Here is a 13,852-nt window from a genome sequence, read left to right on the forward strand (position 1 = left end):
TGTCAGAACTTATAGCCACGATGCAGCGCAACAACGCCCGCCGTCAGGTTGTAGTAATCGACGCTTTCAAACCCGGCGTCCTGCATCATCGCTTTTAAGGTGTCCTGATCCGGATGCATACGGATAGATTCCGCCAGATAGCGGTAACTGTCCGCATCATTCGCCACGACTGAGCCAATACGCGGCAAAATGTGGAATGAATATGCGTCATACGCTTTGCTCAGCGGCTCGATAATTGGTTTAGAAAACTCAAGTACCAGCAAACGCCCGCCCGGTTTCAGTACACGGTACATGGAGCGCAGCGCTTTCTCTTTTTCCGTCACATTACGCAGACCAAACGAAATGGTGATGCAATCGAATGTGTTATCCGGGAAAGGTAACGCTTCGGCGTTGGCCTGCACGTACTTAACATTGCCAATCACGCCAATGTTACGCAGCTTCTCGCGGCCCATTTTGAGCATCGAGTCATTGATATCCGCCAGGATAACGTTGCCGGTTTCGCCAACCAGACGCGAGAATTTGGCTGTCAGGTCGCCTGTACCGCCCGCCAGGTCAAGAACGGTCTGACCACGACGTACGCCGCTACAGTCGATGGTGAAGCGCTTCCACAAGCGGTGAATGCCAAATGACATCAAGTCATTCATGACATCGTACTTTGACGCCACAGAATGAAAAACGTGGGCCACCATGTCAGCTTTCTGCTCTTTAGCGACGGTCTGAAAGCCAAAGTGCGTCGTTTCTTGTGAATCTTCCACCATCTCAGTGCCTGCTCATCAATAAAATGTTCGAGAAGTGTAACAGATTGGGCCAATTTGCCCTACCCTTCAACCGGGCTCCGCTACCCCGAATGAACTAGTGCGATTGCTGATTTACCCGCTCATCGTCAGCACAAGGCGTATCCTGTTGATCTTCAGGAACCGCGCGTAAACGATACTCTTCATCCTGCGAGGTCGCACGTTCAACCAGATCTGGATTTATCTCGCGTTTGATTTCCACCCCCAGTTCACGAAAAGCCTCCGCCTGCGCCAGCACATTTCCACGCCCTGAGGAGAGTTTTTTCATGGCTTGCCGGTAGTTGTCCTGCGCTTTGTCCAGACTCTGGCCGATGGACGACATGTCATCGATAAATAAGCGCATCTTGTCGTAGAGTTTGCTGGCTCTGTCTGCGATGTGCTGCGCGTTACGGCTTTGATGCTCATAGCGCCATAAGTTGGCAATCGTACGCAACGCCACCAGCAACGTCGTCGGGCTGACCAGCATAATATTATTTTTAAGCGCTTCGGTAATCAGTTCGGGCTGTCTGTCCAGCGCCAGTAAAAACGCAGGCTCGACAGGAATGAACATCAGCACATAGTCGAGCGTGCGTAACCCCGGCAACTGCTGGTAATCCTTGCGCCCCAGCAAGCGAATATGGTTACGTACTGACGCGATGTGCTCCTGCAACGCGCTTTCGCGCGTGTACTCATCTTCAGCGTTAAAATAGCGCTCATAGGCAACCAGCGTCATTTTGGCGTCGATGACGACATCCTTCCCTTGCGGCAGACGCACAATGACATCCGGCTGCATACGCGAGCGGGCGTCATTTTCAATACTCACCTGGGTTTCATACTCATAACCTTCACGCAGACCCGAGGCTTCAAGCACGCGCGTCAGCACCACTTCTCCCCAGTTACCCTGGGTTTTATTATCGCCTTTCAATGCGCGCGTCAGGTTCACCGCTTCCTGCGTCATCTGCGCATTCAGCTGTTGTAGATTGCGGATCTCATGCGCCAGGGTGTGGCGTTCACGCGCCTCCTGACCAAAGCTGTCCTGCACCTGGCGACGGAAGCCATCCAGCTGTTCGCGAAGCGGCGTTAACAGGCTATTCAGACTCTGGCGGTTTTGCTCATCAACCCGGCGGTTGCTCTGCTCGAAGATGCGGTTGGCAAGGTTCTCAAACTGCTCGCTTAAGCGCTGTTCGCTGTTGATCATCTGGCGGATTTTATCTTCCGCATGCAGCTGAGTGGCCTCCAGCCGCGTGGTGACTTCACGCAGATCCGCTTCCAGCGAGGTGTTGATGTCCCGCAGATTGCGCAGTTCGTTATTGAGCAGTTCACACTCTTCGCGCCAGTGTTCGCTTAGCGCGACCTGCTGTCTTGCAGCGCTGAGCGACGCCACAATCTCTTCACGCTCCGCCAGCTGTTCGGCCTTATGCTGCGCCTGTTGATAACTGGCGATCAGCCAGCCTACCCCCACACCTGCCAGCGCCAACACGGCATACAAAATGATTGTGATATCCACCACGCCCCCTGCATCAAGGAATTACCCGCACAAAATAGAATTGTGCTGTATAAACGTCCAGTTTGAAAGGGTTTTCCTGCGAGGCGCTACGCAAAAAGAAAAGGCCGAACGCGTCGGCCTTTCGTGGGGAAGGGAAGAATTACAGCAGACGACGCGCCGCTTCCACGACAATTTTCACCGCATGGCTTTCGGTCTGTTTCATCGTTTCCGCATTCGGGATCTCTTGCTGAGTGCGGTTAACGATGACGCCCGCCACCATACCGGCACGCAGACCCTGGCTCGCGCACATGGTCAGCAGCGTGGCGGATTCCATTTCGTAGTTCATGACGCCCATCGATTGCCACTCTTCCATAGAACCTTTGAAACGACGAACGACGCGGCCAGAGAAGGTGTCGTAACGTTCCTGACCCGGATAGAAGGTGTCAGAAGAGGCAGTAACGCCAACGTGAGTGGTCGCGCCCACGGATTTCGCCGCTTCAACCAGCGCAGTCGTACATTCAAAATCGGCGACGGCCGGGAACTCCATCGGCGCAAAGTGCAGGCTCGCTCCGTCCAGACGTACAGACGCGGTTGTGACCAGCACATCGCCCACGTTGATATGCGGCTGAATAGCGCCAGTGGTGCCGATACGCAGGAAAGTACGAATACCCAGTTGCGCCAGTTCCTCTACCGCAATAGAGGTGGACGGGCCGCCAATACCGGTAGAGCAGACGATGATAGCTTTACCATCCAGCTCAGCACGCCAGGTGGTGAATTCGCGATGAGATGCCAGCTTAACCGGCTTTTCCATCAGCGCGGCGATCTTTTCCACACGCTCCGGGTCGCCAGGGACGATAGCCAGCGTAGCCCCTTGTAAATCATTTTTGGTGAGGCCGAGATGAAAAACATCAGACTTGGACATAAAAACTCCTCTGTGAATCGGGTTTGTCAGAAGAAGCAAAAAGACACTTTACCGAAGAGCTAAAAATAGTTTCGTGACGCTCATCACCATGAAGTAAATAAATTGCATTGAATTACCATGAAATAGTGAGTTACATCACATAAATATATCAATACCGCGCACCATTGCACAAAAGATAGCCTGTTTCAGGCAATGTGATTTGTTGCATGCTGTCTATATTTAACATTGCGCTATTTCCTTAAGGGTACGGAGAATACCATGACAACGATACAACAATCTGGCTTTGCACCTGCTGCTTCCCCCCTTGCTACCACAACGGTTCACACCCCTGATGACGCCATTATCGCAGGCGTAACATCTATTCCTACTCAGGGTGATGAGATGCCCGCCTGGCACGCGCGGCCAAAAGTGAACGATGGCGCGTTACCCGTTGTCATTGTGGTGCAGGAGATCTTTGGCGTTCATGAACATATTCGCGACGTTTGCCGCCGCCTGGCGCTGGAAGGGTATCTGGCTATCGCACCAGAACTCTATTTCCGCGAAGGCGATCCGAATGATTTTGCCGATATCCCAACGCTGTTAAGCGGTCTGGTGGCCAAAGTACCGGACTCTCAGGTACTGGCGGATCTGGACCACGTCGCCAGTTGGGCTTCCCGCAACGGCGGCGATGTGCATCGTCTGATGATAACCGGCTTTTGCTGGGGCGGGCGTATTACCTGGCTGTATGCTGCACACAATCCACAGTTAAAAGCCGCGGTAGCATGGTATGGAAAGCTGGTCGGGGACAAAACCCTGAACTCACCCAAACACCCGGTGGATATCGCGACCGATCTGAACGCGCCGGTTCTGGGGCTGTATGGCGGGCAGGACACTGGCATTCCCGTGGATACCGTCGAAACCATGCGGCAGGCGCTGCGCGCAGCAAACGCCAAAGCGGAGATCGTCGTTTACCCGGATGCAGGACATGCTTTTAATGCGGATTATCGTCCGAGCTATCATGAAGAGTCGGCGAAAGATGGCTGGCAAAGAATGCTGGAGTGGTTTGCGCAGTACGGCGGGAAGAAATAAACGTTAATTGCCCGGTGGCGGCTACGCCTTACCGGGCCTACAACAGTTGCGATTTCCTGTAACCCGGGTAAGCGCTAGCGCTTCCCGAGCACCAAATTATGCCTGACGCAGATTCTGCGCGGCTTTGACCATGTTCGCCAGCGCGGCGCGGGTTTCCGGCCAGCCGCGGGTTTTCAGGCCGCAGTCCGGGTTCACCCACAGACGTTCCGCCGGAATACGCTGAGCGGCTTTATTCAGCAGGGCTTCAATCCACTCGACGCTCGGTACGTTCGGCGAGTGAATGTCGTAGACGCCCGGCCCGATTTCGTTCGGGTATTCAAATTCTTCAAACGATTCCAGCAGCTCCATATCAGAACGCGACGTTTCAATGGTAATCACGTCCGCATCCAGCGCCGCGATAGAATCCATGATGTCATTGAACTCGCAGTAACACATGTGGGTATGGATCTGGGTATCATCCTTCGCCACCGCAGCGTTGATGCGGAAGGCTTCCACACCCCATTGCAGGTAAGCATCCCAGTCGCTGCGACGCAGCGGCAGCCCTTCACGCAGTGCCGGTTCATCAATCTGAATGATGCCGATTCCCGCCGCTTCCAGATCGGCAACCTCATCACGCAGCGCCAGCGCAATCTGTTTAGCGATAGTTTCACGGCTTACATCTTCACGCGGGAATGACCAGCAGAGGATCGTCACCGGGCCGGTCAGCATCCCTTTCACCGGTTTATCAGTCAGGGACTGCGCGTATTTCGCCCACTCCACGGTGATCGGTTCCGGGCGGCTGACATCGCCAATGACGACCGGCGGTTTCACGCAGCGGGAGCCATAGCTCTGCACCCAGCCATTCTGGGTGAAAACAAAACCGTCCAGATGCTCACCGAAGTACTCCACCATGTCGTTACGCTCGGCTTCACCGTGTACCAGTACGTCTAAACCTAAACGCTCCTGCTCAACGATCGCCTGTTTGATGTGTTCAGCGATGCCGGTACGGTAGTGATTCGCATCAAGGTTGCCCTTTTTGAAGTCCAGGCGCAGGCCGCGGATTTCCGTCGTCTGCGGGAATGAGCCGATCGTGGTGGTCGGCCATGACGGCAGGTTAAAACGGTTACGCTGCGCCTGGGCACGTTCGGCATAAGGGCTGGCACGCTGGCTGTCCTGGGCGGTAATCGCCGCCAGACGTTTCTCCACCGCCGCGTTGTGCACGCGGGTGGAGTGGCGACGAGCCTGAATCGGCGCGCTCCACGCTTCAAGTTTTGCCGTGTCGCCGCTGTTCAGCGCATCGCGCAGCAGCGCCAGTTCACCGCATTTTTGCAGCGCGAAAGCAAACCAGCTCTTCACTTCCGCATCCAGACGGGTTTCGACGCTCAGGTCGATCGGGCTGTGCAGCAGAGAACAGGACGAGGCCACCCACAGGTCGCGTTTGCCGACAATGTCCTTAATTTGCGCATATTTTTCCGTAAGATCGGCACGCCAGACGTTGCGACCGTTAACCAGCCCCGCAGACAGCAGCCAGTCAGACGGCAAACGCTTGTGCAGTTCGGCAACGTCATCTTTACCGTGTACCAGATCAACATGCAGACCCTGCACCGGCAGCGCGGCGATGGTATCCAGATTCGGCGTGACGCCTTCAAAATAGGTCGTCAGCAGCAGCTTCACCTGGCCTTGCAGCGCATCATACGCAGGCTTGTAAGCATCCAGCCATTCCTGCGGCAGTTCCAGCACCAGCGCAGGTTCATCAATCTGTACCCATTCAACGCCGCGTTTCGCCAGCTCGGTCAGTACCTGTTTGTAGACCGGCAGAATGTCGTTCAGCAGGCTCAGACGGTCGAACGACTCACCTTTCACTTTACCCAGCCACAGGTAGGTTACAGGCCCCAGCAGTACCGGTTTCACCTTGTGACCCAGCGCCAGCGCTTCGTCCACTTCATCCAGAAGCTGAGTCCAGGTCAGTTTAAACTGCTGACCCTTCACAAACTCCGGCACCATATAGTGATAGTTGGTGTTAAACCATTTGGTCATTTCCGCCGCCGCAGCCGGCTCACCGGTCGGCGCGCGACCGCGGCCAATGCGGAACAGAGTGTCGATATCCACCGAGCCGTCGCTGTTCTGATGACGAGCCGGTACATTGCCCAGCAACAGGCTGGTGGTCAGAACATGGTCGTACCAGGCGAAATCGCCCACCGGCAGCAGGTCGATGCCCGCCTGCTTTTGTTGATCCCAGTGGCGCGCACGCAGTTCACGTCCGGTTGCCAGCAGGTCTTCACGGGTGGCGTTGCCCGCCCAGTAGCTCTCTTGCGCTTTTTTTAACTCACGACGCAGGCCAACGCGAGGAAAACCGAGGGTGTGATTGCGGATTGTCATGTTTATTCCTCTCTTATTTCATTGAATCTGAATAAAAAACTCTAAATAGTTCGGCTTGCAGGAAGGCGGCAACGATGCGCATCCCCAGAAGCTTACTGAAGTAAGTGACTGGGGTAAGCGAGGAAGCCAACGCATCTGCAAGTCGAAATATGACGAGTTTTAGACGTCCAGATGTTTACACATCTATAATTGGCAGGTACTGTATATTCCTCAAGCGCAATTTACTCATGCCGAAGTGAAGGACTTTCATGATCGAGATTAAACACCTGAAAACGCTCCAGGCGTTGCGGAATAGCGGTTCGCTGGCGGCTGCGGCGGCTACGCTGCACCAGACCCAATCCGCCTTGTCTCACCAGTTCAGCGATCTGGAACAGCGCCTTGGCTTCCGGTTATTTGTCCGTAAGAGTCAGCCGCTGCGTTTTACGCCACAGGGGGAAATTCTCCTGCAACTGGCAAACCAGGTACTGCCGCAGATTAGCCGCGCCCTACAGGCCTGTAACGAACCACAGCAGACCCGATTACGCATTGCGATTGAATGTCATAGCTGTATTCAGTGGCTGACCCCGGCGCTGGAAAACTTCCACGCCAGGTGGCCGCAGGTTGAGATGGATTTCAAATCCGGCGTGACGTTTGATCCCCAGCCCGCGCTGCAACAGGGGGAGCTGGATCTGGTGATGACATCAGACATCCTGCCGCGCAGCGGGCTGCACTATTCGCCGATGTTCGATTTTGAAGTACGACTGGTGCTGGCGCCCGATCATCCGCTGGCCAGTAAGACGCAGATTACGCCGGAAGATTTAGCCAGCGAGACGCTGTTGATCTATCCGGTACAGCGCAGCCGACTGGATGTCTGGCGGCATTTCCTGCAACCCGCCGGCATCAGCCCGTCACTGAAAAACGTGGATAACACCCTGCTGCTGATCCAGATGGTCGCCGCCAGAATGGGCATTGCCGCCCTGCCGCACTGGGTAGTGGAGAGTTTCGAACGCCAGGGGCTGGTCGTTACCAAAACCCTGGGAGACGGTTTATGGAGCCGCCTCTACGCTGCGGTGCGCGATGGCGAGCAGCGTCAGGCGGTGACTGAAGCGTTTATTCGCTCGGCGCGGAACCACGCATGCGACCATCTGCCGTTTGTACGGAGCGCGGAGCGACCCACTTCCGATGTACCCACAGGGAAGCCAGTATCACAAGCGCGCCTGTAATAAAACTCGGCCAGTGGGGCTGTTGATGCCAGATCGCCAGATTAACCAACAGTCCCGCAGGCACATGCATATTGTTCATGATGCCTAACGTACCGGCATCCACCTGGGTCGCGCCATAGTTCCACATGAAGTAGCCGATGCCCGACGCCGCCACGCCCAGGAAGATCAGAATGCTCCACTGTAGCGTCGTTTCCGGCATATTCTGCGCGTTCCCCAGCATAGACCAGGCGACAACGGCCACCAGAAACGCCCCGACGTAAAACCAGGCGAACGCGTTATGCTGCGGCATAGGCCGGGTTTCCATCAGACGCTTGTAGCCCACCATCCCGATGGCAAAACTGATATTGGAAAGCTGTACCAGCAGTAACCCCGTCCAGAAATGATCGGTAACCTGGTCGTAACGAATAATCCCTGCGCCGATGACCGCCAGCAACGCGCTGAAGGCATAACCCCAGCGCAGGCGACGCTTGCTCATCAAATCATAAATCAGCGTGATATAAAGCGGCGTGAGGACGGTAAACAGCAGCAGTTCGGAGACCGTCAGATAGAGATAGGCGCGGAAACTCAGCATATACATAATGCCAAGCTGCATCGCTCCCACCAGCATATACAGGCCAATGGTTTTTACGCTATGCCCACGGGTACGCAGAAACGGGAGAAACACCAGCGCTGCCAGCCCAACACGCACCAGCACCGCAAAATAGCTATCAACATGACCCGCGAGATACTCGCCGAACAGGCTAAAGGAGAAGGCCCACAGGATAGTGGTAATGATGAGTAGCGCCACAATGGATGTCTCTTTGAATAAAGGGCACCCATTGTAGCGGAGAGTTTAGTTGACAACTGGTCAACTAAAGAGCAATCGCATTACCGCAAAAAGAGCTTACGCAGATAATGCGGTACGGCATCGTCGGCATTGATGCCAATGATTTCCAGGCCCGGATGCAGATCTTTCAGGCGCTGATGGGCATTGCCCATAATGCAGCCTTTCCCCGCCATTGAGAGCATTTCCGCGTCGTTCATGCCATCGCCAAACGCAATGCAATCCTGCAATTTGTAGCCCATCGCTTTCGAGACGGCTTCCAGCGCATGCCCTTTCGACACACCTCCCGCCATCACTTCCAGACAGGTCAGCGTAGAGAAACTGACGTTCACGCGATCGCCCCAACGTGCGTTAATCGCCTGCTCCAGCGGCAGTAGTTTTTCATGCGCATCGCTGGTGAAGAACACTTTGCTGACCCCTTCGGGCTCCAGCATCGCCGGTTCGAACAGCGAATAGTGAAATACCGCTTCTTTGAAGAAACGCATTTCATCCGGGCGGTGGCGGTTCATAAACCACTCGTCATCGCGATAGACGTTAGTCACGATATCCGGGCTTGCATTCACTACGCCAAACAAATCGCTGGCGATGTCGCGGTCAAGGTTGTGGGTGAACACCAGGTTCCCGTCGGTGTCATGCACGCGCGCGCCGTTGGAGGTAATCATGTAAGACTTAATCTCAAGATTATCGCGGATTTGCCCCACATCGACGTGGTGGCGGCCAGTCGCGAACACAAAATTCACGCCACAGGCGGTCAATAATTTCAGCGTCTCTTTCGCGTAAGGGGACAACGTGTGATCGGGAGAGAGCAGCGTACCATCTAAATCAGACGCAACAACCTGATACATAAGAAAATTAAACCTCAAGGCAAAGCGGTTTCCGCTGGATGAATTAGTTATGCCTGTCGAAAAATTCGACAATGGCGTTAAGCGCGACTGAGCGCATTGCGTCCTTTTCAAAAAGGATCTCATGGTATGCGCCTTTTATGACAAGCGGTCGCTCTCCCTCTACGGGATGGCCCGCTGCGGCGCGGATTTCACAAAAACGGTCATGCGCGCGGTTATCCACCACACGCTCTTCTTCAGCCTGAACGAGTAGCACAGGGGTTGCATCATCACCCGCCCCCGCCAGAGCCTGCTCACCCGCCAGAATACCTTCACGCACCCAGTGGTAAGTCGGCCCCCCGACGCGTAGCCGGGGTTCATCAGCATAGAAACGTAAATTGCGCCGATAGCGCTGCCGACTGTGCGTTAGCACATTCATACTAAAGGGCAGCGCTCGCCAGCGCCCGGTGCCAATGGCATACCCTTCACGGATTCGCTGATGCCCCTCGGCCCAGTCAAGAATGTGGCGCACCATCCATTCCGGTAAGCGCATCACGATACCAAACATCGGCGCGCAAAGCGCGATGGCATCACACTGGACGGCGTTGCGTTGCAGGAACAGCGTGGCGATAGCGCCCCCCATAGAGTGCGCCAGAATATAGCGTTTCCGCCACGGCCCCGATTGCACTTCCTGCTGCCAGAATGCGGTTAAGTCATCGACATAATCGTTAAAATTGACCACATGACCACGGTGCGTATCCGACAGCAAACGCCCGGAGCGCCCTTGCCCGCGGTGGTCGATGATGAGGACATCAAAACCAAGATGGAACAGGTCATACGCCAGTTCGGCATACTTTACGTAGCTTTCAATGCGACCTGGACAGATGACGATGACACGATCGTTTTTCTTTGCGTGAAAGCGGACAAAGTGTACGGGAACGTCGTCCACGCCCGTGAATTCTGCTTCTTCCCGCTGACGCCAGAAATCTGTCAGTGGCCCCATAGAAAAAGCAGCGAACGCGTTTTCTCTCGTTTCCCAGTCCTTTTGCTGCTGAAACATCGGGTATCCAGCCTCGTTTACCAGGTAAAAATCGTTTTCTTTATGATGCCTGACACAATACAGCGACAGTAGGGTATTGTGGCATAAAAACAGACAATCAGGGAGTTCCTCATGACCTTCGAATGGTGGTTCGCTTATCTGCTGACATCCATTATTTTGAGCCTTTCTCCCGGCTCCGGCGCTATCAATACCATGACCACGGCAATCAGCCACGGCTATCGCGGCGCAACGGCGTCTATTGCGGGTTTGCAGACCGGGCTTGGCATACACATCGTACTGGTTGGCGTGGGCCTGGGGACGCTGTTTTCACGTTCCGTCGTCGCATTCGAAGTCCTGAAATGGGCGGGCGCCGCTTATCTGATCTGGCTGGGTATCCAGCAATGGCGTGCCGCAGGCGCCATCGATCTCAACACGCTGGCGCACGCACAGTCCCGAAGCCGTCTGTTCAGGCGCGCGGTATTTGTAAACCTGACCAACCCAAAGAGCATTGTTTTTCTCGCCGCGCTATTTCCGCAGTTTATCAAGCCGCAGGAGCCGCAACTGATGCAGTACGTCGTGCTCGGCATCACAACCATTGTCGTTGATATCATTGTGATGATCGGTTACGCGACGCTGGCGACACGTATCGCAGGCTGGATTAAAGGGCCGAAGCAAATGAAGGCGTTGAATAAGGTATTTGGTTCGCTGTTTATGCTGGTGGGTGCGCTGCTGGCGTCCGCAAGGCATGCCTGAGAAACTGCCGGATGGCGCTAACGCTTATCCGGCCTACGATAATTAACGCGAAATAATCAGGTGAATGCCGAAACCGGCAAACAACGCACCGGCAAAACCGTCGATCCACTTCGCCAGACGCTGATAACCGCGACGCATTTTCGGTAGCGCGAACAGGCTGGCAACCACGGTAAACCAGGCCAGCGTTTCCACGATAATCAACGCGAAAATGCCCCAGCGCGCGGCTACGCCGACGTTATCGCCAACGAACAGTGAAAAGACCGATCCGAAATAGATGATCGCTTTCGGGTTCGCCAGGTTCGTCAGCAAACCTTTCACAAAGCTACGACCGCTTTGCGCCAGTTCAATCTGCGGCGCAGGCGCGGCGACGTCCTGTTTTTTTAGCGCGCCACGCAGCATCTGATAGCCCATCCAGCACAGGTACAAACCACCACCCACCATAATGATGGTATGCAGCCAGGCCATTTTCTCGATAATCAGATGCAGGCCGAGCAACGCAACGCCCGCCCAAACCATGACGCCGCAGGTAATACCCAGCACGCCCATCATCGCTTCCTTGCGTGAGCGGCTCACGGCGGTTTGAGAGACAAAGAAAAAGTCCGGTCCAGGACTCATTAACGCAACGATATGCACCATCGCTACGGTGAGAAATAGCATCAACATAAAAATGACTCGCGGGGGAATAGTTTACCGAGTCACCATCCTGGCACTTTTTTACCTGGCTGACTACTCTTCGTCGTCACCATCGACATGCGCGCGGATCAGCGCCATAAACTCTTTACCGAAACGCTCCAGCTTGCGCATGCCGACGCCGTTAACGCTCAGCATTTCACTCGGCGAAACCGGCATCTGTTCGGCCATTTCAATCAGCGTCGCATCGTTAAAGACGACATACGGCGGGATATTCTCTTCATCGGCAATGGCCTTACGCAATTTGCGCAGTTTGGCGAACAGTTTGCGATCGTAATTGCCGCCGAAAGATTTCTGCATCACTCGCGGCTTCAACGCGACGATACGCGGCACGGCAAGCTGCAACGGCACTTCGCCACGCAGCACCGGACGCGCCGCTTCGGTTAACTGCAACGCCGAATGTTGGGCAATATTCTGCGTAACCATACCCAGATGAATAAGCTGACGAATCACGCTGACCCAGTGCTCATGGCTCTGATCGCGACCAATGCCGTACACCGGCAATTTGTCATGAGCTAAATCGCGGATACGCTGATTGTTCGCGCCGCGCAATACTTCCACCACATAGCCCATACCAAAACGCTGATTAACGCGATAAATCGTCGACAGGGCTTTACGCGCATCCATCAGGCCGTCGTACTGTTTTGGCGGGTCGAGGCAAATATCGCAGTTGCCGCAGGGTTCCTGCCGCCCTTCGCCAAAGTAGTTCAGCAGCACCAGACGACGACAGGTCTGCGCTTCGGCAAACGCCCCTATCGCGTTCAGTTTATGCCGTTCAATATCCTGTAGCTGCCCGGCGGGTTTCTCCTCCAGACAGCGGCGCAGCCACGCCATATCAGCCGGATCGTAGAACAGCATCGCCTCTGCGGGCAGGCCGTCACGCCCGGCGCGGCCGGTTTCCTGATAGTAGGATTCAATGTTGCGGGGAATATCAAAATGCACCACAAAACGCACGTTAGGTTTGTTAATGCCCATACCAAATGCGACGGTCGCCACGACGATTTGCAGATCGTCGCGCTGGAACTTCTCCTGCACATCGGCGCGCACGTTATTTTCCAGACCGGCATGATACGCCGCCGCGCTGATGCCGCGACTTTGCAGACGTGCGGCGGTGTCCTCCACCTTCGCCCGGCTGTTACAGTAGATGATACCGGACTTGCCGCGCTGTTCCTGCACATAGCGCATCAGCTGATCGAGCGGCTTAAATTTCTCCATCAGCATGTAGCGGATGTTCGGACGGTCAAAGCTGCTGATCTGGATTAACGGATCGTTCAGCCCCAGCAGGCGAACAATATCCAGTCGGGTGGTGTCATCTGCGGTGGCGGTCAACGCCATAAACGGCAGGGAAGGAAAACGCTGGCGGAGCTGACCGAGCGCGGCATATTCCGGGCGGAAGTCATGCCCCCACTGCGAGATACAGTGCGCTTCATCGACGGCCAGTAAGACCGGGTTCCAGTGCGCCAGATGCTCAAGGAAGTTATCCAGCATCAGGCGCTCCGGCGCAATATACAGCAGGCGAACCTGCCCGGTTCGGCAACCGGCCATCACCTCATGCTGCTGTTCACGGCTCTGCGTCGAGTTCAGGCACGCCGCCGCCACGCCGTTTGCCAGCAACTGGTCAACCTGATCTTTCATCAGGGAGATAAGCGGCGAAACGACAACGGTGAGTCCGTTAAGCAGTAAGGCTGGAATCTGGTAACACAGGGATTTGCCGCCGCCGGTCGGCATGACGACCAGGCAATCACGACCCGAGACGACCGTCTCAATGATCTCTTCCTGGCCTGGGCGAAACTGTTGGTAGCCAAAGGTTTCCTGTAAAACCTGTTTAGCCCCCAATTCCAGATTCAACACTTCCGCCTGCGCCACATTAACCCCGTTTGCCTGAAATAAAAACAGGCGCTATTTTCAGCGCCTGCG

The 13,852-nt window shown here is 55.1% G+C and carries 11 protein-coding genes and 1 pseudogene; 3 read left to right on the forward strand and 9 right to left on the reverse strand.

Annotated elements, in window-relative coordinates; genetic code table 11:
* Positions 1-2: 2 nt before the first annotated feature.
* The 3 genes from ubiE to udp all read right to left on the reverse strand — a co-directional run bounded on the left by ubiE (position 3) and on the right by udp (position 3,181).
* Positions 3-758, reverse strand: coding sequence for a bifunctional demethylmenaquinone methyltransferase/2-methoxy-6-polyprenyl-1,4-benzoquinol methylase UbiE (ubiE, locus tag OGV79_RS03985; protein ID WP_012131179.1), 756 nt, complete (start codon positions 756-758; stop codon positions 3-5).
* A 94-nt stretch (positions 759-852) separates the two neighbouring features.
* Positions 853-2,280, reverse strand: a complete 1,428-nt coding sequence (gene rmuC / locus OGV79_RS03990; protein WP_024130102.1) for a DNA recombination protein RmuC — start codon at positions 2,278-2,280, stop codon at positions 853-855.
* A gap of 139 nt (positions 2,281-2,419) precedes the next feature.
* Positions 2,420-3,181 (reverse strand): uridine phosphorylase, encoded by a 762-nt coding sequence (gene udp, locus OGV79_RS03995; protein WP_012131176.1) that lies wholly within the window; start codon positions 3,179-3,181, stop codon positions 2,420-2,422.
* Between the two features lie 258 nt (positions 3,182-3,439).
* Between udp and OGV79_RS04000 the strand changes: the two genes are divergently transcribed.
* Positions 3,440-4,249 carry a dienelactone hydrolase family protein gene (locus OGV79_RS04000; protein ID WP_200097416.1) on the forward strand — a complete coding sequence of 270 codons (810 nt, stop codon included), beginning with the start codon at positions 3,440-3,442 and terminating at the stop codon, positions 4,247-4,249.
* A gap of 96 nt (positions 4,250-4,345) precedes the next feature.
* Here OGV79_RS04000 and metE read toward each other — a convergent pair whose 3' ends face one another.
* On the reverse strand, positions 4,346-6,607 hold the full coding sequence (metE, locus tag OGV79_RS04005; protein ID WP_200093335.1) for a 5-methyltetrahydropteroyltriglutamate--homocysteine S-methyltransferase: 2,262 nt from the start codon (positions 6,605-6,607) through the stop codon (positions 4,346-4,348).
* A 248-nt stretch (positions 6,608-6,855) separates the two neighbouring features.
* Between metE and metR the strand changes: the two genes are divergently transcribed.
* On the forward strand, positions 6,856-7,809 hold the full coding sequence (gene metR / locus OGV79_RS04010) for an HTH-type transcriptional regulator MetR (protein ID WP_012131173.1): 954 nt from the start codon (positions 6,856-6,858) through the stop codon (positions 7,807-7,809).
* On the opposite strand, the gene OGV79_RS04015 is transcribed toward metR, so the two are convergent.
* The 3 genes and pseudogenes from OGV79_RS04015 to pldB form a co-directional block, all read right to left on the reverse strand.
* Positions 7,697-8,596, reverse strand: coding sequence for a carboxylate/amino acid/amine transporter (locus OGV79_RS04015; protein WP_012131171.1), 900 nt, complete (start codon positions 8,594-8,596; stop codon positions 7,697-7,699). The two genes, metR and OGV79_RS04015, sit on opposite strands and share 113 nt — an antisense overlap.
* 80 nt (positions 8,597-8,676) lie before the next feature.
* Positions 8,677-9,477 (reverse strand): sugar/pyridoxal phosphate phosphatase YigL, encoded by an 801-nt coding sequence (yigL, locus tag OGV79_RS04020; protein WP_012131170.1) that lies wholly within the window; start codon positions 9,475-9,477, stop codon positions 8,677-8,679.
* Between the two features lie 46 nt (positions 9,478-9,523).
* Positions 9,524-10,513: pseudogene (gene pldB / locus OGV79_RS04025) on the reverse strand (lysophospholipase L2); the annotation flags it as partial.
* Positions 10,514-10,624: 111 nt separating this feature from the next.
* Between pldB and rhtB the strand changes: the two are divergent.
* Positions 10,625-11,245 (forward strand): homoserine/homoserine lactone efflux protein, encoded by a 621-nt coding sequence (rhtB, locus tag OGV79_RS04030; RefSeq protein WP_047459975.1) that lies wholly within the window; start codon positions 10,625-10,627, stop codon positions 11,243-11,245.
* 42 nt (positions 11,246-11,287) lie between these two features.
* Here rhtB and rhtC read toward each other — a convergent pair whose 3' ends face one another.
* Together rhtC and recQ are read right to left on the reverse strand one after the other, a co-directional pair.
* Positions 11,288-11,908 (reverse strand): threonine export protein RhtC, encoded by a 621-nt coding sequence (gene rhtC / locus OGV79_RS04035; protein WP_012131165.1) that lies wholly within the window; start codon positions 11,906-11,908, stop codon positions 11,288-11,290.
* Between the two features lie 63 nt (positions 11,909-11,971).
* On the reverse strand, positions 11,972-13,801 hold the full coding sequence (gene recQ, locus OGV79_RS04040) for an ATP-dependent DNA helicase RecQ (protein WP_286467706.1): 1,830 nt from the start codon (positions 13,799-13,801) through the stop codon (positions 11,972-11,974).
* Positions 13,802-13,852: the final 51 nt, after the last annotated feature.

The organism is Citrobacter sp. CK185 (assembly GCF_030333565.1).
In the GTDB taxonomy this organism is placed as follows: Bacteria; Pseudomonadota; Gammaproteobacteria; order Enterobacterales; family Enterobacteriaceae; genus Citrobacter_B; species Citrobacter_B koseri.